This window comes from Leptospira dzoumogneensis (genome assembly GCF_004770895.1).
GTDB classification, from domain to species: Bacteria; Spirochaetota; Leptospiria; order Leptospirales; family Leptospiraceae; genus Leptospira_B; species Leptospira_B dzoumogneensis.
Genome location: NZ_RQHS01000024.1, coordinates 103659 through 129983, shown reverse-complemented (window position 1 = coordinate 129983; position 26325 = coordinate 103659). Strand labels below are relative to the sequence as shown.

The following is a 26325-nucleotide window of genomic DNA, read 5'->3' as shown; positions in this document are numbered from 1 at the left end:
AATGTTGGATAAAATCAAACGTTTTCAATATCCTGCTCCCGATGGGAAGAATCACTTACCTGAGGTTTGCATTTTCCCTTTTTCTCCGGGACTGGATCACCAGTGTATTGCACGTCGTATTCTCGACGTTTTTCGCCTACGGATTTTTATTCGGATTTTTCTCCCTTCGTACGGAAAAAAGACCCACGGACATTTCTAGTATCGATCTATTTCTGAATTCTCCGTACTTGCTTTTATCTCTTTGCGGCCTTGCTTTAATTTTTATGAGCATAGTCCGGGTAATGACTCGTTCCGGGGATAACGGAATTATGATGGCTGTCGGCGGGAATAGACAGGGAGTCGTGCTGCTGCAAACTGTGGAACTTTGGATCATCCACGGGATCGGGTTCTTATTCTCTTTAATTTTAAGCGTTTTTATCCCTATCGGAAAGTCGGAATTGGTCTCCCCTCTGGACTATTTAGCAAGTTTGGCCTCGGAGGCCATTTTGGTCGGTGGAGTCAGTGCACTCGTAGCCTATTTATACACCTTGGTTGATCCTTATAGATCGATCCGGAGGGGAAAATGATCCTTAGGATTAATAATCTCTCCAGACATTACGGTTCCACCAAGGCAGTTAATGGAATCTCGTTCGATATCAACCAATCCGACTATGTCGCGATTGTAGGACCTTCCGGTTCCGGGAAGACCACACTTCTTTCCATGATCACCGGTATGTTGTCCAGCAGCGCCGGGGAAATTTACTTTGACACTTTAAAAATTTCCTCCATGACCAAAGGGGAACTCGCCGGGTTCAGAGCCAAGAATATAGGACTGATCTTCCAATTTTCAGAATTAGTTTCTCATCTAACTGTAGAAGAGAATATTCTTCTGCCTGCATTATTAGTCGGGAAATTCGAAGAACAAGAATACAGAGAAAAATGTGAATATCTGATCTCCAGCCTGAATCTTCATACGATAAGAAACCAACTTCCAAGTAGTCTTTCCGGCGGGCAGATCCAAATGACTGCGATCGCAAGAGCTCTTATCAACGAACCGGAGATGCTTCTCGCAGACGAACCTTCCGGTGACTTGGATCCGGAAAACAGTGAATTAGTACGTAAACTTCTCTCCGATTTTAATTCCAGAGGGCTCACGATCCTACTCGTGACCCACGATATGAATCTTGCATTCGATGCTAAGACGATCTACGAAATGAGAGAAGGAAGTTTTACCAGAGTCGTTAAATGAGTTCTATTATAGGCGTGGATATCGGCGCCCAAAGTATAAAAGCCTGTCTTACTAATTCTTCCGGCCAGATAATCTCTCATTCAGATCGAAAGACAGGACCGGAAATGGACTCTAAACACTTTTTATCCTTATTGGAAGAACAGATCTCTGAGCTTACCTCGGAGTCCAAAGATTCTGTGAAAGGGATCGGCATCGGAAGTCCGGGACCAATAGATAAAGAAAATGGAATATTGATCTCTTCTGCAAATCTTCCCTTATTAAAAAATGTTCCTATAGTTGATTTTTTAAAGAAGAAGTTCGGCATTCCGGTATATTACGATAATGATGCAAACTGCGCGGCACTCGGAGAGTATTGGTTCGGAGAAGGTAAAGCTTCTTCCAATCTAATCGTTCTTACATTAGGGACCGGACTAGGCGGGGGATGGGTTTTCCAAGGAAAACTATTCGATGGTTATCTTGGAAATTCTATGGAAGTAGGACATACTACGATCCATCCGGGAGGAGCTCTTTGTGGATGCGGGCAAAGAGGATGTACAGAAGCTTATTTCAGTGCCAGCGGATTCTCTTCCAGATTTTTAGAAAAAACAGGCTCCAAACTTTCTGATATAGAAACTTTATTCGATCTGGCTTCTAAACATCATAAAGAAGCAAACGAGATCCTGGAAGAAGGGATCGAAAGTTTAGCACAACTCATTCGTAATCTGATCCATTTGCTCAATCCTGAACATATAGTATTATCCGGCGGGATAGCTAAGTCCTATTCCTTTTTCGGAAAACGACTTGAAAACAGGGTGAGAGAAATCATATTTCCCATATTCAAAGAATACGTAAAGATCCTTCCGGGAAAATCAGTCACTGGGGCCCTCGGAGCAGCAAGTTTATGTTTGGATAATAAAACATGACAGATTCCTGTATATTTTGTAAGATCATTAACAAAGAGATCCCTTCCAAGACCATCTTCGAGGATGAGAATCTATTCGCTTTTCATGATATTGCTCCCCAAGCACCTACTCATTTCCTAGTCATTCCTAAAAAACATATCGTAGACATAGACCACACCAGCGGAGAGGACAAGGCTCTTCTGGGAGAAATTTTATTTAGAGCCGCAGAGATCGCTAGATCCCTCGGACTCAATAAAGAAGGTTTCCGGATCGTAAACAATATGGGCGAACTAGGCGGCCAAACAGTATTCCATCTTCATTTTCATGTGCTTGGTGGAAGACAAATGAAATGGCCTCCAGGCTGATCTGTAACGGGGATCTATTTTGAAAAAATTATTACTCGGATTCGGGATCAGCGTTTTATCTCTGGGTTTTCTATTTTGGAATCTGGATCTTTCCGGTTTTACTTCTATATTAGAAAGATGGAGACCTATCTTCTTAATTCCATTCTTCGTAGCTATTCTTTGGGGATTATATTTATTCTCTTGGAGATGGTATTTATTACTCGGTAAAAAAGTTCCTTTTAGAACTGCACTTCTTTCCGCTTATATCGGAGTAGGAGCCAATCAATTCTTACCCGCAAGAGGAGGAGATATTTTCCGTCTCTATCTCTGCAAAAAGGGAGAAAACATAAGTTACGGAAGTTTGGTAAGCGGGATCTTTTTAGAGAAGGTTCTAGACTTCTCCTTTATATTTTGCGCGGGACTAGGCGCTCTTTTTATTTTAGGAGTCAACGGATCCGAAACCAAGATACTATTTCCTTTACTTGGGATCTTAGCGATCTTCTCCGCACTCTTAATTGTTCGATTATTTTATAAACGACTGATCTTATTAGGAGAATTCTTATTTTCCAAAATCGGAAAGAAGGAATTCTTTTCGGAAAAATTAGCTCCCCAAGTCTCGGAACTGGGAAACTTTTTAACTTTTCGTAATGTTTCCAGCTACGGAATTTTAACCGCCTGTACCTGGCTTTTTGGATATGCGATCCATTATACTCTTCTACAATACTTAGTAGGGATCCATTTAAGTCCTTTAGAAACCGTATTTATCATGTTCTGCGGAGCTGTGGGTGTGATGGTACCTTCTGCGCCGTCCGGAGCAGGAGTATATCATGCTTCCATCACATCAGGATTCGTTTTATTAGGCAGAGAAAGTTCGGAAGGTTTGGTATATGCAACCACAGTTCATTTAGGACAGATGGTCGCACTCGGGATCTTGACTACGATATTGTATGTGTATTGGTCTTTTACAGAAAAAGAAAAGACCAACTGATCCAACAATCAAAGGAAGAATAAAACCGGAAAATTTTAAGGAATATCCGGTTGAGCGATTTTAGGAAGACCTTCGCAGCCTGGAATTCCAGTATGTTTTGTTTCCTTTCTCTGGAACATATCGCAGGTGGATTTTTCTAAAGCAGAAACACATTTTTCGAATTCTTGGGCCATTTCAGGAGTGGCTTCTTCTTTTTTTAATTTTCTCTGTTCTCTTGCCTGATCGAAATTTTCCTTAAAATAAGTAACACATGCTTCATTGGATTGTAGAAATGCCGGAAGAGTATTTCTGTATTTAGGAGGGATCTTTTCGATTTCTTCTTTTCCACATTCTATGACTTTAGAACAAAATGCTAATTGGAACCTAGGCCCTAATTCCAGGATTTTCTGCTCTGGAGATTTGGAACAATTTTCTAAAGCAAGAACGACAACCGATAATAACATTATAATTTTTATATATTTCATACTACGACCTATGGAAATTTTTTAGCAATATTAGGACCCTAGGCGGAATAGAAAACCGTTTTTCAAAAAACTATAGTCGACGGCTTAACACTTGCTTGGGGAGAACAGGCGGATTTTCGCAAACCGGCGGAACTTCTTCCCATTTTACCCGTCTATTTCCGGTTTTATGGGAATTTTCTCCCTTTTTTGCGTCTTATTTGTTTCGGAATGATTTTTTTATTTCCAAATCTAATCCACATAGGTAATTTCTAAACCCGCTTTCTATGGATAAATCTAAAAACGGAAAAAACTCCCGGGTAGTCATCACCGGTATCGGAGTCATTCTTCCGAACACTTTTTCAGTACAAGACTTTTGGACAAATCTTTCAGAGGGAAGATCCCAGCTAGATTTTATTACTCGTTTTCCTACGGAAAACTTCCCGATCAAGGTCGCGGGAGAGATGAACACTTTCGACTACAAAAAACATCTGCCCGATCTGAGTGATAAATATTCTAAAAATTATAATACGGAAACTTTGGCATTAATGTCGGCCATGGAAGAGGCAAATAAAGATGCAGGTATCACCAAAGGTGACCTGCATCCTAGCAGAGTCGGTTTTATAGATTCTTCTTCCAGAGCTTCTATGGCTTGGTGGGATTTTGCTTGGAGAAAATATTTGGAAGAAAAGGACCATAACGTGTTCGATCGTTATTCCGTTCTCACTTCTATGGCTTCTAATCCTACGAATTTGACCGCGATTAACGCGAATATCCAAGGTTTTGTGACCACTGTATCCGCCGCTTGTGTGGGCGGCCATCATGCGATCAGTTTATGTTACCAGGCTATCCGTAAAGGCAGAGCCGAAGTTATGTATGCAGGCGGTCATGAATTTCCTCTTCTACAACCTTTGATGATGATGTATTCCGATCCTATGAGCCGGGTCATGTCTTTGGAAAAAGACAATCCTAAAAAAGGGATCCGTCCTTACGATAAGACTAGAGACGGGTTCTTATTGGGAGAAGGTGCAGTCGTTCTTGTAATGGAAAGATTGGACAGAGCAATACAAAGAGGCGCTAAGATCTATTCGGAAGTTCTAGGAACTTATAGTTATAATGAAGCGGACCATGCGATGAGAATGGACTTAACCGGTAAAAAAGCAACCACCGGCCTCAGACATTTGATGAAGATCAGCGGACTTCGTTTAGGCGATATAGATTATTTCTGCGGACATGGAACTGCAACACATAATAACGACTTGGCGGAGAGCCGCGCAATCGGTCATCTATATGAGGGCCGTCCCAAATTCCATTGGGCGCCTGTAGGTTCCATCAAACCAATATTCGGTCATACATTCGGAGCGGCAGGAATTATCAATGTTGCCGCAACTTCTCTTATGTTGAAAAACCAGACCCTATGTCCTACAATCAATCTGGAGAACCCGGATCCTGAATGCGACCACGACCATGTCGCAGAAGGAGCCAGAAAGGCGAAAATCAGATATGCAATTTCCATGGCGTTCGCGATCGGAAGCCAATCTTCATTCGTAAGTTTGGCGGCTCCGGAGTTTTGAGGGGTATATGCAGTTATCAAAACAATATAATGTTCTTAAAAGGACCGGAGTGGCCCTTCTTTATAAAGGGCCTTTTTCGGAGACCACCATTTCTTCTTTAAACGATCTCCTAAAAGAAAAGTTAGAAGAAGAAAAAAAGAAGAACCGGATCCTCACCGTATTCGTGGAAATGGCCCAGAACGTTGCACATTATTCCATCGAAAGAGATGAAAAGAGCGGGATTGGTATTCTAGTTTTAAGAAGAAAGGCCCATAACTGGGAACTCAATTGCGGAAACGCGATCACCCCGGAGCAGGCTGCATTCTTAAAAAGTAAAATAGAAGAGGTTAAAAAACTTTCTCCAGAAGAACTCAAACAAAGATACAATGAACAAATCCGTTCCGACAGACCTGAAAAAAGTAAGGGGGCCGGTTTAGGATTTTTTGAGATCGCAAGAAAATCGGATATGCCTTTGGTATACCAATTAGAGGAGGCGGACAACGGGGATCTATTCTTCCGATTGACCGCCCGATTTCTGTTAGAAGGCGCCTACTCTTCCGGACTTTAAAACAAAAGACTCAAACCGAATCTATTTTGATGATCACAATCGTGTGATTGTCTCTAGTCAGTCTTAGGTTCGCTTCTTCGGAAAGGATCCTGCAGGTTTCTCTTAGGTCCTCATGTTCTCTCATGATCTTTTCGATTTGATCAATGTTCAGAACTTCAGTAAGGCCGTCCGTACAGATGAGTATAAAATCTCCCGGGGATAATTTTCCGGAATAATCGAAAGTATCCACTTCTATACTTTTTGTTCCACCGCCGATACAACTGGTCAAAAGATTTCGTCCATAACTGGAACCCAGCTCTTCTCCAATATTATGATCTACTGTTACTTTGCTGAGTCCTTCTTTGGTAAGATGATAAAGACGGCTGTCTCCCACATTAAAGATCCAGGACTTTCTTTTTCCCAAAAGGCAGCCAACTAAAGTGGTTCCCATCTTAGGTTTTCCTATGGATTCACCGTAGGCATTTACTTCGTTATTAATTTTGCGGATCAGATTTTTCCAACCGGAAGAAGGCAGCTCTTCGATAGGACGGATCGCTTTTTCCATCCAAGCAAGTTTTTCTAAAGCGACCCTGCTTGCGATCTCTCCCGCTTCATGTCCACCGAGGCCGTCTGCGAGAGCAAATAGTCCTGAGGATTCTTCGGTATCTAATTCACGAACTGTTTCCGATTCTCCGTGAGTTTGGCCGCATACCAAACTATCTAATGCTAAAAAAGAATCCTCGTTATGAGAGCGAAAGTTTCCTTTGTCCGTGATTGCATAATACCGGAGTTTCATATTTTTTTTGACCGGAAAAACCGATTATAATTCTCGAAACTGAATTACGCATATTTGACTCATCCGAACTTTCCTACAAGAAAAAGATTACGTTTTTATTTAGCAGTATAGCCGCCGTCCACAGGCAGCGCCACGCCGGTAATAAAGGAAGCCTCTTCGGAACATAACCAAACCGCAGCCTTTGCCACTTCACTCGGTTCGGAAAGCCGATTGACCGGATGTAATCTGGTGATCTTTTTCTCCGCTTCTTTTGGATCAGACGAAGAATGGAACAATCCTTCTAACATTTCCGTTCGAATAAATCCGGGACAAACTGCGTTCACTCTGATCTTTTTTTCCGCATATTCTAATGCCGCGGATTTTGTGAGTCCGACTACTCCATGTTTTGCTGCGGAATACGGAGCCACTTTCCAATCTGCTCCGACGAGTCCCGCGATAGAAGATACATTTACGATAGAACCCCCTCCTCTTTTTAAAAGAAGTTCTATTTCATGTTTCATACAAAGCCAGGTGCCTTTTAGATCTACCGCGATCACTTTGTCCCAAACTTTTTCCGGGTATTGATGTAGATCAGTTGCGAGTCCGCCTACTGCAGCGTTATTCACCGCGTAATCCAATCCTCCGAATTCCGACTCTGCTTTTTGTACTAATTCTTTTACTTGGGAATCGTCAGACACATCGCATCTAAAGAACTTTATATTTCCGCCCAGTTTGGAAATTTCCTCTTCGGTTTTTTTTCCTTCTTCTTCCCTTCGTCCGCAGAATATTACCTTTGCACCTCTGGAAACGAATTCCAGTACGATTGCTTTTCCGATCCCTGCGTTCCCGCCCGTGACTAATGCGACCTTATCTTTCATCGGATCTTCCTAGTTTCTCCGGTCCTGACTTTGTTCAGATATTTTTTGAGATGAGAATTGATTGTCTGCAAATCATCCAACTCTTGAGAAGGGTCCACTTTTCCTAGATCGGCTACTAAGATCAGAAGATATCTTAACTCTTCTAAATGTACTTTTGCTCTTAGTATATTTTTTACTTTTTCCGCACGTATCCTGGTTCCCCAGGCTCCTGCGATCCGAACAGGCAATAAAGAAGAAATAGATCTGATATGTTCTAAAATGCTTGGTTCTACTTTGCCTTTCCAACTCTCACAAAGTTCGTATAAATGAAGAAGGAACACATGTGCCAGATTCCACACTTCTAGTTTACGAAATCCGAATACGAATCCGTCAGGTCCGACCGCACTCGAGACCTCTTTTCCGATCTCAGGGCTTTGCATCTTGATATACTTGCCCGTATCGAACTTATTTTTGAATTCAGTTGGGATCGGAACTACCTTTCTAAGTTTATAATCAAAGAATAAAACCCTGATCTTTACGACGGAGACCTTCTCCGCTCGATTCCTTTTAGAAAGCCTAAAGTATAGATCAAAAGACTTCTCCCCGAAATTATCCAGGGAAACGTCTATAATCACTTTATCTTTATATAATAGTTCTCCCTGGTATTGTATGGAAGCATTCGCAAATATGATGCTGTTTCCATGTATATCAGTTACTGAATACCCAAGATATTGGAAGAATTGAAGGTGAGCCTCCATCACAAGGTCTAGGACACTCGCGAAAGAAACATGTATGTCCAAACTCAGATCGATCTTACGGATCGGTATCTCCGTCGAAAAATAATATTCCGCAGGAAACTCGGCTTCCGCCTGAGAAGTTTGGGCCTTGGAATTCATATTTCGAATTTCGCCCTGAATTCGGACGGGATCTCCAAGGTTTTTTTAGAAACATAGTCGAAGAATACTAGAGAAATTTTTGCAAGTCCCACTTCTTCTTTAGAAACTTTTTGAGAAGCTAAGATATGTAATTCGCAGGACTTCTTCCCTAGATTAAAAACTCCGGCGGAAAATTCTAAAACATCCCCTGCTTTTGCCTCGGATCTATATTCCACATCCATTTTAGGAATAATGATATTAGCTCCCGCTATATTTGCCTTGGACCAAGAGTTGGATTCTAAGAATGCATCGAATACTTCGTTCACAAGAGGGATAAAAGTTTCGTATGTTAGGTGAGAAACATAAAGTCCGCCTACTACAGTGGCGCTTCTAGTATCCGATCTGCGGACCACTAGTTCTGTCTTGAAGGTAAAAGACTCTTTTGGGGCTTCTGACATTTCAGCTTCTCTTTCAAAGGAGGGTTCCATCTTAGTATCGGAGCCCGGAAATCCGATCTTAAAGCCTGGGTCTCCGTATCAGCGGGAATGAAGGTGAGATATGAAATTTTTTATACCTAAGTCTGGCAAAAAAGAGAGGCCTAATCCCTCTTACTTAGCAAACATTCGCACTAAACGATGTTAGTCTTTAAATGCGAAATGTCATCGGATTTAAACTCACGATTTGGCAGTATTTTCATATTGATTTCGTATGAATTCGGCCTTTTTTCCGTCAAAAATTTAACCTTTGGTGAAAACGCCTTTTGTCCGGGCTTTTTTGCAAAATAAACGAATGCCACAAGAATCGAATCATCAAACTACTAAGATTCTTTCCGATCCTGATTCCCTCGTACGGGAATTCGTGAAACCCGGCATGTACTTACACTTGGCCACTACAATGTCTAGGCCAAATGCACTTATCTATTCTCTCTCTAGAGTTTTTGAAGGAACAAATCCCGAGTTCACTATCAGCGTTGCGGGAATTCATTCCAGTGCTCATTGCCTCGCTCTTTCCGGCATCGTAAAAAAGATGATCACCGGTTTTGCGGGAGATAATTATCCTAAACCAAGTCCAAACAGTTTGTATAAGGACTTGATGAAAGGAAAACCTTTCGAGTTGGAACTTTGGTCCCTTCTCACATTGGTGCAAAGATTGATGGCGGGAGCCATGAAACTTCCGGGTTTCGTTTCTAATTCTTTGGTAGGGTCTGACCTGATTACGGACAAATTAGGTAAGACTGCATTCTTATATCATAAACCTACCGAAGGAAATCCTTATGGAGAAGCTGCAAGCCCTCATCTAGTTTCCGAAAGCAGAGGAACAAAAGAGAAGGACATGGTAGTTCTTCTTCCGCTTTGCCCCGAGATCACATTGGTTCACGGAGTAGTTGCGGACGAAGATGGGAATATTGTTCTTTCTCAGCCAGGCGGAGAAGGAGCCTGGGGAGCGCTTGCTGCGACAAAAGGTGTGATCGCAACCGTGGAGAAGATCGTACCGAGAGGAACAGTTCCTCCTGAGCTAGTTCATATTCCGAGTACAAAAGTTTTAGGGATCGCTCCGGCAAGATTCGGGGCTCATCCTCAATCCTTAAGAGTGCAAGGTTTTCCCGAGATCCCTGCATTCGAAGGTGTGGAATCTTATCTGGATGATTACGAATTCCAAATGGAAGCCAATAAGGCGGCAGGCATTCCGGCTAAGGCAGAGAAATGGTATAAAGAAAATGTAATATTATCCGGAGGCCATGAAGAATATCTGGATCTGATCGGAGAAGTCAGGCTCAGACGATTGAAGATGACTCCTCCGGAACATTCTCTATCTTCTCCGGAAAATCCTAAGACCGTAAACGATTCCGAGCAGATGATCATTCTTGCGGCAAGAGCGATCATAGAGAAGGTCAAGACAAAAGGATACAAAACGATTCTAGCAGGAATCGGGGCCGCACATATAGCCGCCTGGACTGCGGCCAAACTTTTAGAGAAAGAAGGGATCCATATCAAGATCGTTGCAGAGTTAGGCTTTTATGGAATGAAACCTTTCGTCGGCGACGTTTTTCTTTTCAGTCAATTGCATACCCATCAATGTTCCATGTTATCCGATATAGTAAGTATATTAGGAACAGTCGTACCTGATGAATGTTTGGGAGTGATCGGCGCTGCAGAAGTGGACTGGTTCGGAAATATCAACTCTGTCTTGGATGGAAAAGGGAATTTCTTAGTAGGATCAGGAGGAGCGAATGATATCGTCTCCACTGCGGACACAATCGTAGTAGCAAAGGCAAACCGTTTTAGATTCGTCAGAAAAGTAAAACATATCACTTCTCCGGGAGACAGAGTAATAGAAGCGGTATGTCAGTTCGGTAGATTCAAAAGGACCTCTTTTTCGGACCATCCTTTCGAGTTGAGCTCCTGGCTTGCACCCGCTTCCGACGACGAGATGGAATCCGAAGAGGCTGTTCTAAGATATACACTTTGGCTTCCTCCTGACGAAGATCTTCCGATCACGCAAGAGCCTGAGATCAATTCGGATGAATTGACCGCTCTTAGGGAATTAGATCCTGAAAGAATTTATACGGAACAATTTATGGTGTATACCCGTTTGCCTTAAGTATGATAAAGATGAAGCAAAAGATTGGAATTATGACTGGAAATTTATTATGGACCAAAGGAGTATTGATCCATGGCGAATTCTAAAAACCTAGTTTCGAACGGAGTTCGGATCACCGGGATTGGGCATTATCTTCCGGAAAGGATCGTCACTAACGATGAAATTCGCCCTAGATTAAAATATCCTGAAATGCACCCCGCCGAAAAAGCAGTCATCGGCAATATAGGTGTAACCGAAAGAAGAAGGGCGAACGAAAAAGAAACCGCCCAGTTCATGGCTGCGGAAACCTCTAAAATGATCCTGAAAGATGCGGGAAAAAAACCGGAGGATGTGGACTTATTCATTCTGGCTAACTGGACTGACAGGCTTTATCTTCCGGATTTGGCGCCTCAGGCTTCCAAACTTGCGGGAACTTCCAACTCATTAGCATTCGATATTTGTACCGCTTGCACCGGATTCGTTCATGGAGTGCAAATGGGAGCAGCGTTCTTGAGCAGCGGTAAATTTAAAACCGCACTCGTGATCGGCAGCGAAAGATTTTCCGTACGCACCCGAATGGGCGGTTACGGAGAATTCACTGCAGGAGATGCAGCAGCAGGAGTTCTATTAGAGTATACTGGAAACAAAGAATTCGGCATTATAGATTCTTTCTTAAAAGACGACGGAGATCTTGCTAGCATCATCGAGACGGGACCTGGACCGAATTTTTACGTAAAAAGTTATCCGGAATTAGTGACCAATGCCGCGGATCTCACACTTTCTTCCATGGATGATCTATTAAAAAAGAATAATGTCTCATTAGAAGACATAGACTGGGTCATTCCTCATCCTGGCACGGACGTAGTAGTGCAGGATGTTCTCAAAAGAACAAAATTCCCGAGAGAAAAAATACTTTTGAATTTCGAAAGAGTAGGAAATACTTCCGCTGCATCCATTCCGATCGCATTATCCGAATATTATTATAAAGGGATCGTCAAAAAAGGCGACTTAATCCTTTCTCCTGCGGTTGGGGCCGGATTTTATTGGGGCGGACTTTTGTATCGTCTCTGAAAATTCGATATTTAGAATATAAAAATAAAGGTGAAGTAGAAGGATGATCGTAACAGGGTTCGAACTAAAAGAAAGGCTGAATGCCGAATCTGCGTCCGAAGTTTATAAAGCTGTTCGTAAAGAAGACAATAGATCCGTCATCATCAAATTTCTTCCGGTTTTGGACGAATTACATCCTTCGGTGGTGAATCTTAGGAATGAATTCGAGATCTTAAATTTACTTTCTTCCGGTTATTTTGTTAAACCTATCAAGTTCGAGAAGTTGCAAGACGGGTTCGCACTTTTTATGGATTTCGTGCCCGGAGGTTCCCTAAAGGATTTTATCTCCAAAAAGCCGATGACTCTTTCGGACTTCTTCCCTATTTCCATCCAACTCGCGGAAAGACTGAGTGAGATCCATTCCAAAAAGATCATACACAAGGACTTAAAACCTGAAAATATAATATTCAATAAGGATGAAAAACAGATCCGGATCATAGACTTCGGGATTTCCACCAAATTGAATAAGGAAGAGACCTCTTGGTCTGCTCCTAATATTTTAGAAGGTTCCATCCACTATGTTTCTCCGGAGCAAACCGGAAGGATGAATCGTTCCGTAGATTACAGAAGTGATTTTTATTCTTTGGGGATCACTTACTATGAGATGTTACTCGGAAAACTTCCATTCGACGGGGACGACCTTTTACAATTAGTACATTCACATTTAGCGAAGATCCCGGCTTCTCCAAAAGAAGCAAGATCGGAGATCCCTACAGTACTTTCAGAAATCGTAATGAAACTTCTGGCAAAAAACGCGGAAGACAGATACCAAACCGCTCGAGGACTTCAGGGAGATTTGGAGAAGGCATACGCTCTCTGGAAAGAAAAGACGGACTTCCCTTCTTTCCCTCTGGCCCAAACCGATTTTTCTACAGAATTCAAGATCCCTCAGAAACTTTACGGAAGGGACGAGTATATCAAAACTCTTTTAGAGGAATTCAAATCCGTTGCCGCAAACGGAAGATCCAGAATGGTTTTGATCGGAGGATATTCCGGTGTGGGAAAATCCTCTTTAGTGAAGGAGATCAATAAGCCTCTCACGGAATCCAAAGGTTATTTTATTTCAGGAAAGTTCGATCAGTACAATCGAAACCTTCCATTCTCCGCCATCATCCAAGTATTTTCCAGTTTGGTAGAATTGATCTTAACCGAATCTCCGGAAAGGATCGAATCCTGGAAGAGTAAGATCAAAAAAGCGGTAGGTGCAAACGGAAAAGTGGTCACGGATGTGATCCCTGAGCTAGAGATCATTATCGGGAAACAGGACCCTGTTCCGGAACTTGGACCTCAAGAGAACGCGAACCGTTTTTATATAGTATTCCAAAACTTCATTAAGGTTTTCGCAAGCCCGGAACATCCACTTGCGATCTTCCTGGATGATATGCAATGGGCGGATACCGCTTCCTTAGAACTTCTCAAAAATCTGATGGAAGACGTAACCGTAAATTATCTTTTCATCATATTGGCTTATAGGGACAACGAGGTGGATTCTTCTCACCCTTTCCAAGTATTGCTGGATACTTTAGAAAAAGAAGGATTAGATCCGTACAAGATCGTTCTACAACCTTTAGCGTTAAAAGATGTAAGGCAATTACTCTCGGACAGTCTTTATATTTCGGAAGATAAAACCGCTGAATTAGCGGAGATCATCCATTCCAAAACGGGAGGAAACCCGTTCTTTATCGGGGAACTTCTGAAACAACTCGCCAAAGAAGACTCTGTCTATTTCGACCAGGGCTCCGGGAAACCGGGAGAAGGTGTCTGGAAATGGGATATCGCCAAGATCAAAAACACCAAAATTTCGGATAACGTAGTTGAACTTTTAGTAAATAGGATCCGTAAACTTTCTCCTAAGATCCAAGAAACCCTGGAAATGGCAGCCTGTATCGGAAGCAGTTTCGATCTGGCACTTATCACTCGTATTTTAGAAACAGATTATAAAACCGCATTAAGTTCTTTGCAGGAAACAATCGCGGAAGAATTGATCGTTCCGATCGGTGAAAATTATCGTCTTGCGGAATCTTTCGAAGAAACTGCGGCGAATAAGGACAAAAATTACCAGACTGCAAAAACGGTCACCTTCCGATTCCAACATGACAGGGTCCAGCAAGCCGCTTACGAAATCATAGAAGAAGAAAAGAAAAAGAAGATCCGTTTACAATTAGGAAGATTCCTGATAGAAGGAGCGGATCCAAAACAGATCGAAGACAATATTTTCGATATTGCAAATCACATGAATATCGGATCCGGGCTCATCACTGAGTCTGCTGAAAAACTGAAACTAGCTCAGTTAGATCTGATCGCAGGGAAGAAGGCCAAAAATTCCACGGCTTACAAACCTGCTCTTTCTTATATCGCGAAAGCAAGAGAATTACTTTTCCTTCTGCCTGAAGCTTCTCAAGGAGATGATTCTCTTTGGAATGCGAAATATGATCTTTGTTATTCTATCTTTAGAGAGTTAGGAGAGACCCAGTATCTAACAGGGAACTTTGACGATTCTCAAAAGACGATAGATACACTTTTAAAATACGCAAGATCTCCGATCGAAAAAGCGGATGCTTGCAATCTTCTGATCATCCAATATTCAGCTCTTGGAAAATTCGATCTAGCTCTTCCTATGATCATCAAGGCACTCCAACCTTTGGGCGTGGATATTCCTGAAAAAGATCATGAAAAAGTAACAGGAGAAGAGATAGAGATCGTAAACAAGGCTCTGGAAGGAAAGACAGTAGACTCCTTGTTGGACCTCCCACTGATCCAAAAACAAGAACAGATCATGGCGGTGAATCTTTTGATCAGCGCCATTCCTACCGTTTATAATTTTGCATTATCGCTTTTCCCTATCGTTTCCTTGAAAATGGTAAACCTATTCTTGAAATACGGAAACCTTTCAGATCCGTACGGATATTCCATGTATGCGATCCTTCTCACTTCCGGCTTCCAAGAATACAGAAAAGGTTACGAATTCGCGGAACTTGCGATCAAAGTAAGCGAGAAGTACAAGAACCCGAGCGGGATCACCAAAGCAGCGAATATTCTCGCAAACTATACCACTCCTTTCGTAAGACATTTAAAATATTCGGAAGAGATCAACCATAGAGGGATCCAGGCCAGTTTAGAGTCCGGGGAATTCCTGCATGGCGGTTACTGCGCAATGAATGACGCAGTCAATGTGGTCCTTCAATCCAAAAACCTAGAATTAGTAAAACCTAAAATAGACGGTCTTTTAAAATTCACCCGCAAGGTAAAAAACAACTTAGCGATCGATACCGTTCTCGCATCCGCACTGGTAGTTTCCAACCTAAGAGGAAAAACTTCCTCTCATCTTGAATTTGCGATCGATGATATGAGTGAACAGAATTATATCGAACTATGTAATTCTCACCAAAGTCCTTTCCCTGTTTGTCTCTTTAAGATCATGAAGGCAAGAACACTTCTCAGCTATGGTGAATCGGAAAGTGCATTAAAAGAATTAGAAGAATCCGAAAGTATGCTCGGATTCATTTCCGGCCAGATCGCAGTGGAAGAACATGCTTATCTATATTCTCTAGCGATGGCTGCGAACTATAAACTTTCCACCCAAGAACAAAAGGCTAAGTTCTTAGATAGAATTAAGAAGAACCAACAGAAACTTAAAGTTCTTTCGGAAAACGCTCCTGAAAACTTCGAACATAAATTCCTTTTGGTTGAAGCCGAACTTGCAAGATTAGAATACAAAAACTGGAAAGCCGCCAAAACGTACGAACAAGCGGTTCAGCTTGCAGGCAAAAACGAATATTATAACGACGAGGCTTTGGCCGCGGAACTTGCATCCAAATTCTGGTTCTCCAAAGGAAGCGCCAAGATCGGTTCCCAGTATATCTCGGAAGCTTACCAAAAATACGGAAGATGGGGAGCGACTAAAAAACAGGAACTTCTCAAAGCACAATTCCCGGAATTTATCCGAGAAAAAGGAGGAAGGGATACCTTCCGCACAACCCGCACGATCGGGACCCTAAGCACGAGAACCTCTTCCGCAACGGAAGTATATTCCGGTCAGACACTGGACTTCCAGTCCATTATGAAAAGTTCCACTGCGATCTCCGGAGAGATCAAACTAGAATCCTTATTGGATACTTTGATGCAGATCTCCATAGAGAACGTTGGAGCAGAAAAAGGAGTCATGATCCTGAGAAGGGACGGAAAACTTTTCGTAGAAGCGGAAGGCAGCACGACCGACGACGAGATCAGAGTTCTCCAGGGAATCCCGATCCAAGAGAGTAAAAATATACCTATCAGCGTTATTTACTATGTAGAAAGGACCAAAGAGGACCTGGTGCTGCGTAACGCGTTCGCGGACGAGAAGTTCAACAAGGATCCATATATTAGAGAAAGGAAAACAAAATCCGTTCTATGTTCTCCGATCATCAAGCAGGGAGAACTGATCGGTATATTATATTTGGAGAATAATCTCTCCGAGGCGGCATTTACTTCGGATAGACTGCAGACTATCTCCATTTTGTCTTCTCAGGCGGCGATCTCCATCGATAACGCATTACTTTACGCGAATTTGGAAAGTAAAGTCGCAGAAAGGACAAAAGAATTAGCTCAGGCTAACGACGATCTGGCATTAAAAAACCAGCATATTACGGATAGTATTACATATTCATTGAATATCCAGCAGGCAATTTTACCTTCTTCTGAAGTATTAGGAAACGCACTTTCCGATTATTTTGTGGTATTCCGTCCGAAAGATATAGTATCGGGAGATTTTTACTGGTTTTCAAAACAGGAAGATACAATATATATCGCATCTGTAGATTGTACCGGTCATGGAGTTCCGGGAGCTCTTATGTCCATGATCGGAAATACTTTGCTCAATCAGATCGTGAACGAAATTGGTATTACGGATCCGGGTTCTATTTTAGAACATTTGCATAAAAAAGTAAGACAGGCCCTCAAACAGGACATGGACCAAACAAATTCAAGAGATGGAATGGATCTTTGTCTATTAAAGATTGAAGGAAACAATTTATACTTTGCGGGAGCAAAACGACCTATTTTTATAGGAAAAGGCGGAGTCTTGACCGAAATTAAAGGTGATAGATTCTCGATCGGCGGCAGGCAAAAAGAAGAAACGCGAAAATTTACAACACACTCCATCTCCTTGGAAAAAGGAATACGTACGAGTGTTTACTTAACCACGGACGGCTTTATGGACCAGCCGAATCCGGACCGACAAAAAATTGGGACCAAAGGGTTATTAAACTTCTTAAGCGGGATAGAACATCTTTCCGGTGAAGAACAAAAAGAACGTTTAGAATCCTTCCTGTTAGCTCACCAAAACGGAGAGGCCCAGCGGGACGACATAACACTAGTCGGTGTAATATTGGGGGGAAGATAAGGAGATGTTTCTGAAAAAGGAAGATGCTGAAGATGGAAAATGAAGTCGTAAATCTATTTAAGACTTATCAGGAAACTAGCGAGTTTAATCTACTCGTATCCTTTAAGGGCAGACTGTCTCAGGAAGTTCTAACTGAGTTAGGATCTATGATCCGAACTTCTTTGAGCACAGAATCTAAAATAAAGAAAATTTTCGCGGTATTTATTGAACTAGCGCAAAACATGCTGCACTACTCCGCTGAGCGAAAAATTAACGAAGAGCAGAAAGATGCAGGCGTAGGGATCCTCATAGTTAGGGAAAATTCGGTTGGCTACCATGTTGCTTCGGGAAATTTGGTACTAAACGAGAAAATCGAGTTTTTGACCGAAAGGATCCAAAAAATCAACTCCATGAGTAAGGACGAATTAAAGTCCTTCTACCAACAGCAGCTTAGATCGGAGAGGCCGGAAGATAGCAAAGGAGCAGGTGTGGGATTAATCGATATCGCCAGGAAGTCGGACGGACCTCTGGTGTTTCGTTTCGACAAATTGGATGGCAAACTATCCTTTTTTACAATCTCCGCATTCTTTACGAAGGAAAACTAATCATGGAATCCTTACATATACAACAGACTAAAACTTCACCGGAAATTATCTTAGAATCGGACAAGGGGCTCGCGGAAATTATCGGAGAATCTTATCCTGAAAACGCAATGGCGTTTTACAAACCGGTCTTTGACTGGTTATCTTCAATCCAATCTGCAAACAAACAGATCCAGTTCCGTTTTCAAATGGATTATTTTAATACCAGTTCTTCCAAAGTGATCATGGATATTTTGGACAATCTCCAGAAATATCATGACAAAGGTGGAAAAGTAGAAGTAGAGTGGCTTTATAAGGAAGACGACGAAGACATGCAGGAAACCGGAGAGGAGTTTTCTTCCGATTTGTCCCTGCCTTTCAAGATGAAATCTTATAAATAAGATCTCTCTCGTGCGGAATTAAGTGGAAAAGAACGAAACTTCGAAAGAACAAAATACTTTTTTCGAGCAGGAATTTAAACTTCTCTCGGATGCTCAGTCTTTTTTAGAAGATTCGAATACCAAAGAGGATCCTAAACTAAAATTAAAGACCTTGGTAGGATCCTACGAGTCCCTTCTCAAACAATCTTCCAAGATAATGAAGATCGGGGACTCCACCCAGCATAGACTTCTCAAAACCCAAGAAGCATTAACCGATTCTAATATAATGTTAGAGGCCGCTTATATGGACCTCAAACTTGTAACGGAGATCGGAAAGATCATCACTTCTTCCCTTGAACCTAAAGTTATCATACAATCGGTCTATGAAAATACTAAGTCTATCGTTCCGATGGATGTTCTCGCATTCGGGACTTACGACGAAGAAAAAAAAGAGATCAAATATAAGTTTTGCGTAATAGACGGAAGATATGTCCCTGCTCCTTCCGTGGATTCTTTAGAAGAGGATAACCCTTCTTCTTATTGTGTAAAACAACAGAAAGAACTGATCACTCTGGATATCGAAAAAGATTTTCCGAATTATTTAGCCGATATCAGAAAACATTTCGGAGAAAATTCCCAGTCCGCATTATACTTCCCTCTCAAGGTAGAAGAACGTCTGATCGGAATTCTCACAGTTCACAGTTATTCTAAAAATGCATTCCAGCCGAATCAGCTGAATATTCTCAGGACCTTGGCAAACTATGTGGCGATCGGCGTGGATAACGCGGATGCTTATAGAACTCTTTCCAAAAGGAACAAAGAATTAAAAGACTCTTTGGAAAAGATCGAAGTATTGAATAAGAGTATAGAAGAAGAAAGACAGAAGTCCGAAAATCTTCTATTGAACATTCTACCCAGAAGTATTGCGGATCGTTTAAAAGGAGGAGAAGGTGTTATCGCGGATTATTTCCCTTCTTCTACCGTGTTATTTGCGGATATAGTCGGGTTTTCCAAATTAACCACTAAGATCCAAACTCCGACTAGACTTGTAGAGATCCTAAACCGTATTTTTACTGAATTCGATGTGATCGCCGACAAATATAAATTAGAAAAAATTAAAACGATAGGTGATTGTTATATGTTGGCAGGCGGTATTCCTGTCCCAACGGAAGACCATGCTCATAAAGCGGCCCAGGCTGCACTCGACATGATACATCGTTTAAACGAATTAAAACCTGAGTTAGAATTCGAATTTAATGTTCGTATCGGTCTTCATACCGGCGAAGTAGTCGCAGGTGTGATCGGAAAGAACAAATTCGTATACGATCTCTGGGGGGACTCGGTAAATACAGCTTCTCGTATGGAATCCCATGGAGCCACAGGAAGGATCCATGTTTCCGAATCCGTTTATCTTTCCTTAAAAGATAAATATAATTTCGAGGATAGGAATGTGATCGAGGTAAAAGGAAAAGGCCCGATGCATACTTACTTCCTGCAGGGCATTAAATAATTCTAATAAAAAAAAGGATCTCAAAAGAGATCCTTTTTTTTCGGACTTCAAGAACCGGAGGTTTTTAACCTAATGCTTCGATCACTTCTTTAGGAGCTTGGACGAGCTCTACAAGAACGCCCTCTCCACAAAGTGGAAATTCTTCATTTCCTTTTGGATGGATAAAAGTCACATCATGACCGCCGGCACCTTTGCGGATACCGCCTGGAGTGAAACGAACTCCTTGAGCGCTTAACCATTCCACCGCTTTATGAATATCATCCACCCAAAGTCCGATATGATTCAGTTTTGGATCATTCACTTTTGGACTTTTACTTGGATCTACCGGTTCCATGATATCCACTTCTACTGCGTAAGGACCTTTGCCCATCTGCAGGATATCCTCATCTACGTTCTCTTTTTCACTTCTAAAAGAACCAATGTTTTGCAATCCGAGAGTATCCACCCAAAATTTTTTGAGTTTATCCTTACTGTCTCCGCCGACTGCGATCTGCTGCACTCCCAGAATTTTAAACGGTCTCATAATGCCCTATCTTTCGTTTTTTTCCAAATTCTTGCCCTCTAAGAAAAGAGCAAGGATTTGTCCGGCTCGATTAACGAGATTCCAAGGAGAAGGAAGCCTCTAAAGGAAGATGATCGCTGGATTCCAAAGCATCCCCTTCTTTTAACACTCTATATTCTTTCTTAGTTAAACCTTTAGAATAGAAAATATAATCTATGGTTCGATCAGGTTTTGCAATTTGAGGATCGTTCGGAACATGAGTATAAAATTTTTCCTGGTTAGGTCCGTTCAATTCTTCCAAGCTTGCAGTCGAATTCCATTTTTTGAATAAGGGAGAAATTTCCTCGTCGTCGCTGTAATAATAAGCTCCGTTAGGATGTAATTGTTTTCTGGAAAATCCGGGAGGAAGAAGATTAAAATCTCCCGCCAATATCCATTCTGATCTTTCAGAATCCAATTTTTCCAATAACTGACCTATAAATGCGACCTGTCTTTGCATCGTATCCGTTCCCATGGAGAATGCGTCCAAATGTGTATTCAAAAGAACCAAAGGTTTTTTACCTTTAACATCTACGGAAGCCTCTAAGACAGCACGTTTTAATTGTAATTGTTTGGTGATAGGATCTGCGGGAGGAGTAGGAAGCTGGTGGCGGGAAGCGGAAAGAATTTTATATTTACTGAATATAGTCAGCTTCATTCCGACAGAACCCATAATTTTGGGATGAGGAACAAAACCCGCCTTCCAATAAAATGCTTCCGTTTGGCAGGGATACTTGTCCGAAAGTAGAGGAAGAATTCTTTCCGATTGGTTTTCAGAATAAGTTTTTTTGGCCCCATCATCCACTTCTTGGAATAATACAAAATCAGGATCTCTTTCTAAGATCACATTCGCTACTTTTTTGAGAGTAGATTCTATCTCTTCTCTGGACGGGCCTGTATCCGGTCCGTTCTCATCCGGAACATCATACCAAAATACACGATCCCTACCTGCAAAATATTGTATGTTCCAAGAGAATACCTTGATCGGTTCCGAAGACTCCAGGCTTGGAGCATCTTCTTCACATTTTACTTGTACTGATTCCAAGTCGGATGGATGGAATGTGGAAAAATAAACTAGCAGAAGTAATAACGCGAAAACACTTAACAAAACCAGAAGGATTCTTTTGAATAATTTCAAGGCGGCCTCTTTCTATTTATATCATTCTTGGGCTTCCTTTTTAACGAAATTCCCCGCATTCGTCCACAATTTTAGAGTTTTCAGATACAAGAATCAGAACGGAAAGACTTTCCCTTTTTCAGGGGATAAGAAACATTGGAATCGGTCCCATGCAGAATAAATTTCTAATCCTATTCTTTTCTCTTTTTATATGTTTTAGCCTATCTCCCTTATTCGGGGAGGAATTGGAACTACAGATAGTCCTCAAAAATGGAAGTACGGGCGGACCAGGGTCCGCAGAAGGTATCCGCCTCTTCGCCTTAGAAAGACAGATGATGCCTTTACCTCTCCCTGACCAGGGTCCAGTAAGAGGAAGTTTCAAACTTCCTAAGATCAATGCTCCCGATGGACTTCCTATTCTGCTCCAAGTGACTTATAACGGAGTGAATTATAATAAGATGATCCCTCCGGTGCCTATGATGAGGTCAAAGCCGCAAGAAGTCACTGTTTATGATAAAACTCCGGATCGTTCCGTAGTAAAAACAAAGTCACTCCTTCAAGTAGTGAGAGAAAAAGACGCATTAGTAATTTCTAAAGTATCTATTCTTACCAATAATACTATCCCGCCTAAAAGTTTCCAAAACCCGAATGATCCTCTGGAAGTCTATGTGCCCGAAGGAGCCTTAGAGGTAAGTGCTCAGTTGACCCAAAGCACAAATAAGATGGCGATCCCTATTCAATTGACCAAAGGAAAAAACGGCTGGGTGATTGATAGGGCAATTCTTCCGGGGACTTCTCAGTTATTTGTGAGTTACGTGATCCCTTCTACCAATCTGTCCCCTACTCAATTTAAGGATAGGCTCCTATTCGAGAGCCAAGAAGGAGAGAAGGTGATCTTCTCCAAGCCTAAGGATATGCAGGTTTCTTTTATCGGGCAGAAGGGTACACGCCCTGTTTCCGTGGACGCTCCTCCGGATGTGAATTCGAATATAGTAAGTTATGCGGGACCTCAGTATGAGATCACTCTTTCAGTGATCGGAGGAGAGCCGATCAACGAAACTGCAAACCAAGAAAGAGAGATCAATAACGGAAGTATCTTCGTTTCCACTGAAAAAACGATTTATGGTGTGATTGGAATTCTTTCCTTCTTATTCTTCCTTTCTTTTACGATTACTTACAGATTGAGAAAAGAATAAATGAAAAAGCCTGGTTCATACCAGGCTTAGATCCGTTCATATGGCAGCTGTAGGAGTTCCTACAGCCGATCCTTAAATCCATTTACTTCTTCTTTGCTACTGCTTTCTTTTTAGGAGAAGGTTTAGATTTTGTGGACTTCTTAGAACTAGCCTTGGGGGCTGACTTTGCTCTTTCCGGCACCAGAGAATCCATAAATTCTTTGATATCCTTTAGGACCTTCTCTCTTTCTCCCGCTGGCTCATTCATAAGTTCATGATAAAAACCCTTATAGGTCTTCATTCTTTTATTCTTATAAACTAAATGATTATAAAATTCCAAACTTCCGGCCGGATCAGCGATCCCGTCCGCCAAACCGTGTAAAATCAGGATAGGAGTCCTTAAAATTCCGGCCTTTCTATTCGCAATTGCTCCTTGTTGGAACAATTCGTACCCCATAGAGAATGAAATTTTACCGTGAACCAGAGGATCATCGATGTAAGCCTGGACCACTTCCGGATCTCTACTCACCAAATTAGTATCCAGATTCGCGTCCAAAGTAGTAGAAGGTGCGATCTTACGTAAAAAACCGGCCATAGAGATCTGGAATCTTTGGACCGGAGTAGTAGGGATTTTTAATGCAGAAGAACAGGCCACAACTCCGTAAATATAATCCTGGTTGATACCTTCCAAGGCATAGCGGATGACCACCACTCCCCCCATGGAATGTCCTAAAAGTAGGATCTTGTCCTTATGTTCTCTTTTGCGAACCTCTTGCACAAAATCGGCAAGATCATCTACAAACGCTTCGAAACCGGATGCATGACCTCTCTTACCTTCCGATTTGCCGTGACCTCTTAGGTCCAAACCGTAAAAGCTAACATCACTATCCTTAAAATATTGGATGAGGTTGGAATACCTACCGCTATGTTCTCCGAATCCATGACAAAAAACAATTACACGATTGGCACCAGATTTGGTCCATGCTTGGGCATATAATTTGGTATTGTCTCTAGAAGATTGAAAGAAGAATTCTTTATGTTGGTAGGCCATGCTGTTTGGCTCCAGAGGTTAGGGAGCGGCATCCCTTTGTAGTCGGACCGAAGCTATAGACAAGTAAACGTCGGGTCAAGTATTTATTCCAAAACGGAAGAAAGAGGATGTTCTAGGTCGAAATCGGACCCTTCTTTCTCTCAAACCTCTAACAGTAAAATCACATTTTCGTTGCCGATTCCTTTTCCCCTCACCAATCTGTCGCTTTACGTGCTTCTTATAGAAGCCGACATCAAACAGAAACACACTGGAGAGAATTGGATGTCTCAACCGACCTCGGAAAAAAGCCTGCTTCGATATTTCGGATTAGGCGAACTTGCCGCCCATGGAGGAAACGCGATCCTCGCCTTTTGGATGATCATGGGAATGGCCTTCTTTCTATTCGCGGACCAAAACCTGATCGCGCCGAATCTAAGGAATATAGCCGGCTCTTTCGGGATCACCGATCAACAAGAGATCGATTGGAAATTGGGAGGACTCATCCCGATCTGCTTCTTCGTTCTAGGAGGATTGGTTTCGGTTTATATGGGTTATCTTACCCAAAGATTTCCTAGAAAACCTTTGGTCATCGGAACTGTCTTATTGGGAGAGATCCCTTGCCTTCTTTCCGGATTCGCGAGAAACTACGAAGAATTTTTAATCCTTAGAACTCTAACAGGTTTCGGTTTAGGAGGAAGTTTCCCTCTTCTATTCTCTTTAGTGGCGGATTATTTTTCGGACAAGTCCCGTTCTACTGCTGCGGGATATTTATCTCTTTCCATGGGATTGGGAGTGGGGCTCGGACAAATGGTTGGCGGGACCTTAGGAACCTCCGACCCGATCAACGGATGGAGAGACAGCTTTATTTATATGGCAGCCCCTTCTTTCTTATTCATGCTGGTCTACGGATTATTCTGTAAAGAACCTGCAAGAGGAGGAAAAGAGAAGGAATTAGTGAATGTATCCGCCGACGTAAACTCGGAAACTGTTCGTTTAACATGGAAGGATATTAAAACCCTATTTTCCACTAAGACCAATATAGGTATCTTTATGCAAGGTATCCCTGGATGTGTGCCTTGGGGAGTATTCTTCGTATTTTTGAACGATTATTACGAATTCCATTATGGAATGCCTAAAGACTCCGCTTCCGCAATGGTGATATTTGCCGCTGTAGGGATCTTTATAGGAACATTCTTTGGCGGGGTCGTAGGTCAGAAAATATACGATACCAACAAAACTTTATTACCTATCTTCTGCGGCAGTATGATCCTAATAGGGATCGTTCCTACGATCTATTTATTACATGCGGGAAGTGTTGCGGGAAGTTCTGCATTCATTTTTATTAATATACTTACGGGTATAATCATTTCAGTGACTGGACCGAACGTAAGAGCTCTGATCATGAACGTGAATCCTCCAAAAAGTAGATCTTCTATGTTCGCTCTTTATAATCTTACGGACAATTTGGGAAATGGACTCGGGCCTGCGATGGCGGCATTGATCCTTACGGTATTGCCGGACAGAACACAAGCATTTACGATCGCGATCCTTTTCTGGATACCTTGCGGACTGGCTTGGTTCTATATCCTGAAAAATTTCAAACATGACGAACAAAAGATGCACGAAGAACTGGCAGCGGAAGCCGGCAGGATCAAAAGGACAGCTTAATTGGAAGAACAAAACACCGAGTTATATTTATTTGATATAGAAGGTACGACCACGCCGATAGAATTCGTGCATAAGGTTTTATTCCCCTACTCGGTGCATAACTTTATTACATTCTTCTCTGAAACCTCGGCGGAAGTAGGCTTCGCCGAGGAACTCATTCTTGCTTCCAAAAACGAAAACGAATATACCGAACCAGTTTCCAATTCCCCGGAATCACTCACCGAATTCTGCAAATACCTAGTATCCAAAGATCGTAAATTAGGGATTTTGAAAGAGATCCAAGGAAGGATCTGGAAAAAGGGATACGAATCAGGAGAACTCAAAAGTACAATCTTCCCGGATGTTCCTCTCTTTTTAGAAAGGATCAAAAAATCAGGAAAACGTGCTGCTGTATATTCTTCTGGAAGTGTAGAAGCCCAAGTTCTGATCTATAAGTACTGCGAAGCAGGAGACCTTACTGTATATTTTGAAAACTATTTCGATACTGCAGTAGGTGGAAAAAAGGAAGCCTCAAGTTATACTAAAATAGCCGAAAAACTTTCTCTGTCCCCAAACTCTATCATATTCTTCACGGATATAAAAGAAGAAGCGGATGCAGCGACCCAAGCGGGAGTTCGCCCTATTCTAGTTTCTCGCCCAGGGAACCATCCTCAGGCGGAACATAAGTACCGGGTAATCCAGGACTTTAGCAAGATTTTGGACGAGACTTAATTCTCACTCAAAGGCGCTAAGACGCAGAACAGTAGGGATGTTGGAACTCCTGCATTAGGAAAGTTTGATCGG

The 26325-nt window shown here is 42.0% G+C and carries 24 protein-coding genes; 16 read left to right on the top strand and 8 right to left on the bottom strand.

Annotation, left to right across the window (positions count from 1 at the left end; all coding sequences use genetic code 11):
* The first annotated feature begins 263 nt into the window (after positions 1–263).
* Genes EHR06_RS19325 through EHR06_RS18550 form a run of 5 tightly spaced genes read left to right on the top strand, consistent with a single transcriptional unit; the run spans position 264 to position 3441 of the window.
* Complete coding sequence (locus EHR06_RS19325; protein WP_244288662.1) at positions 264–566, top strand: hypothetical protein; 303 nt, start codon at positions 264–266, stop codon at positions 564–566.
* The gene (locus EHR06_RS18565) at positions 563–1228 is read left to right on the top strand and encodes an ABC transporter ATP-binding protein (protein ID WP_135758386.1); all 666 of its coding nucleotides are present in this window, start codon (positions 563–565) and stop codon (positions 1226–1228) included. Before EHR06_RS19325 ends, EHR06_RS18565 begins: the two co-directional genes overlap by 4 nt.
* A complete protein-coding gene (locus EHR06_RS18560) occupies positions 1225–2130 on the top strand; it encodes an ROK family protein (RefSeq protein WP_135758385.1) in 906 nt (301 codons plus the stop codon). The genes EHR06_RS18565 and EHR06_RS18560 overlap by 4 nt, the downstream gene beginning before the upstream one ends.
* A complete protein-coding gene (locus tag EHR06_RS18555) occupies positions 2127–2474 on the top strand; it encodes a histidine triad nucleotide-binding protein (protein WP_135758384.1) in 348 nt (115 codons plus the stop codon). The genes EHR06_RS18560 and EHR06_RS18555 overlap by 4 nt, the downstream gene beginning before the upstream one ends.
* Before the next feature lie 19 nt (positions 2475–2493).
* Positions 2494–3441 carry a lysylphosphatidylglycerol synthase transmembrane domain-containing protein gene (locus tag EHR06_RS18550; protein WP_135758383.1) on the top strand — a complete coding sequence of 316 codons (948 nt, stop codon included), beginning with the start codon at positions 2494–2496 and terminating at the stop codon, positions 3439–3441.
* A gap of 35 nt (positions 3442–3476) precedes the next feature.
* Here the strand turns inward: EHR06_RS18550 and EHR06_RS18545 are convergent, their stop codons facing one another.
* Positions 3477–3905, bottom strand: a complete 429-nt coding sequence (locus tag EHR06_RS18545) for an LA_2478/LA_2722/LA_4182 family protein (RefSeq protein ID WP_135758382.1) — start codon at positions 3903–3905, stop codon at positions 3477–3479.
* Between the two features lie 263 nt (positions 3906–4168).
* Here EHR06_RS18545 and EHR06_RS18540 point away from each other — a divergent pair, with 263 nt between their 5' ends.
* Together EHR06_RS18540 and EHR06_RS18535 are read left to right on the top strand one after the other, a co-directional pair.
* Positions 4169–5455 carry a beta-ketoacyl-[acyl-carrier-protein] synthase family protein gene (locus EHR06_RS18540; RefSeq protein ID WP_135758381.1) on the top strand — a complete coding sequence of 429 codons (1287 nt, stop codon included), beginning with the start codon at positions 4169–4171 and terminating at the stop codon, positions 5453–5455.
* A 7-nt stretch (positions 5456–5462) separates the two neighbouring features.
* A complete protein-coding gene (locus EHR06_RS18535; protein WP_135758380.1) occupies positions 5463–6002 on the top strand; it encodes a SiaB family protein kinase in 540 nt (179 codons plus the stop codon).
* A gap of 10 nt (positions 6003–6012) precedes the next feature.
* Here the strand turns inward: EHR06_RS18535 and EHR06_RS18530 are convergent, their stop codons facing one another.
* The 4 genes from EHR06_RS18530 to EHR06_RS18515 form a co-directional block, all read right to left on the bottom strand.
* Positions 6013–6777 carry a PP2C family protein-serine/threonine phosphatase gene (locus tag EHR06_RS18530; protein WP_135758379.1) on the bottom strand — a complete coding sequence of 255 codons (765 nt, stop codon included), beginning with the start codon at positions 6775–6777 and terminating at the stop codon, positions 6013–6015.
* Positions 6778–6872: 95 nt separating this feature from the next.
* Complete coding sequence (locus EHR06_RS18525; RefSeq protein ID WP_135758378.1) at positions 6873–7634, bottom strand: SDR family NAD(P)-dependent oxidoreductase; 762 nt, start codon at positions 7632–7634, stop codon at positions 6873–6875.
* Positions 7631–8509 carry a four helix bundle protein gene (locus EHR06_RS18520; RefSeq protein WP_135758377.1) on the bottom strand — a complete coding sequence of 293 codons (879 nt, stop codon included), beginning with the start codon at positions 8507–8509 and terminating at the stop codon, positions 7631–7633. The genes EHR06_RS18525 and EHR06_RS18520 overlap by 4 nt, the downstream gene beginning before the upstream one ends.
* Positions 8506–8946, bottom strand: a complete 441-nt coding sequence (locus tag EHR06_RS18515) for an acyl-CoA thioesterase (protein WP_135758376.1) — start codon at positions 8944–8946, stop codon at positions 8506–8508. Before EHR06_RS18515 ends, EHR06_RS18520 begins: the two co-directional genes overlap by 4 nt.
* 331 nt (positions 8947–9277) lie before the next feature.
* On the opposite strand from EHR06_RS18515, the gene EHR06_RS18510 reads away from it, so the two are divergent.
* The 6 genes from EHR06_RS18510 (at position 9278) to EHR06_RS18485 (ending at position 20011) form a co-directional block, all read left to right on the top strand.
* Positions 9278–11089, top strand: coding sequence for a CoA-transferase (locus tag EHR06_RS18510; RefSeq protein ID WP_135758375.1), 1812 nt, complete (start codon positions 9278–9280; stop codon positions 11087–11089).
* Positions 11090–11161: 72 nt separating this feature from the next.
* A complete protein-coding gene (locus EHR06_RS18505) occupies positions 11162–12139 on the top strand; it encodes a ketoacyl-ACP synthase III (protein ID WP_135758374.1) in 978 nt (325 codons plus the stop codon).
* Between the two features lie 43 nt (positions 12140–12182).
* Positions 12183–17561, top strand: coding sequence for a protein kinase domain-containing protein (locus tag EHR06_RS18500; protein WP_135758373.1), 5379 nt, complete (start codon positions 12183–12185; stop codon positions 17559–17561).
* A gap of 32 nt (positions 17562–17593) precedes the next feature.
* Positions 17594–18145 carry a SiaB family protein kinase gene (locus EHR06_RS18495; RefSeq protein ID WP_086446328.1) on the top strand — a complete coding sequence of 184 codons (552 nt, stop codon included), beginning with the start codon at positions 17594–17596 and terminating at the stop codon, positions 18143–18145.
* A gap of 2 nt (positions 18146–18147) precedes the next feature.
* Complete coding sequence (locus tag EHR06_RS18490; protein WP_135758372.1) at positions 18148–18522, top strand: DUF1987 domain-containing protein; 375 nt, start codon at positions 18148–18150, stop codon at positions 18520–18522.
* A 22-nt stretch (positions 18523–18544) separates the two neighbouring features.
* Entirely contained in the window at positions 18545–20011 is a 1467-nt protein-coding gene (locus EHR06_RS18485) for an adenylate/guanylate cyclase domain-containing protein (protein WP_135758371.1), read from the top strand.
* A 64-nt stretch (positions 20012–20075) separates the two neighbouring features.
* On the opposite strand, the gene EHR06_RS18480 is transcribed toward EHR06_RS18485, so the two are convergent.
* Positions 20076–20534, bottom strand: a complete 459-nt coding sequence (locus tag EHR06_RS18480; protein ID WP_100723129.1) for a VOC family protein — start codon at positions 20532–20534, stop codon at positions 20076–20078.
* 70 nt (positions 20535–20604) lie between these two features.
* Positions 20605–21690 carry an endonuclease/exonuclease/phosphatase family protein gene (locus EHR06_RS18475; RefSeq protein ID WP_135758370.1) on the bottom strand — a complete coding sequence of 362 codons (1086 nt, stop codon included), beginning with the start codon at positions 21688–21690 and terminating at the stop codon, positions 20605–20607.
* 149 nt (positions 21691–21839) lie between these two features.
* Here EHR06_RS18475 and EHR06_RS18470 point away from each other — a divergent pair, with 149 nt between their 5' ends.
* The gene (locus tag EHR06_RS18470) at positions 21840–22865 is read left to right on the top strand and encodes a hypothetical protein (RefSeq protein ID WP_208757828.1); all 1026 of its coding nucleotides are present in this window, start codon (positions 21840–21842) and stop codon (positions 22863–22865) included.
* 82 nt (positions 22866–22947) lie between these two features.
* On the opposite strand, the gene EHR06_RS18465 is transcribed toward EHR06_RS18470, so the two are convergent.
* Positions 22948–23895, bottom strand: coding sequence for an alpha/beta hydrolase (locus EHR06_RS18465; protein ID WP_135758368.1), 948 nt, complete (start codon positions 23893–23895; stop codon positions 22948–22950).
* A gap of 261 nt (positions 23896–24156) precedes the next feature.
* Between EHR06_RS18465 and EHR06_RS18460 the strand changes: the two genes are divergently transcribed.
* Complete coding sequence (locus EHR06_RS18460) at positions 24157–25542, top strand: MFS transporter (protein WP_135758367.1); 1386 nt, start codon at positions 24157–24159, stop codon at positions 25540–25542.
* Positions 25543–26253 carry an acireductone synthase gene (mtnC, locus tag EHR06_RS18455; protein ID WP_135758366.1) on the top strand — a complete coding sequence of 237 codons (711 nt, stop codon included), beginning with the start codon at positions 25543–25545 and terminating at the stop codon, positions 26251–26253. It abuts the gene before it with no gap.
* The last annotated feature ends 72 nt before the right edge of the window (positions 26254–26325 follow it).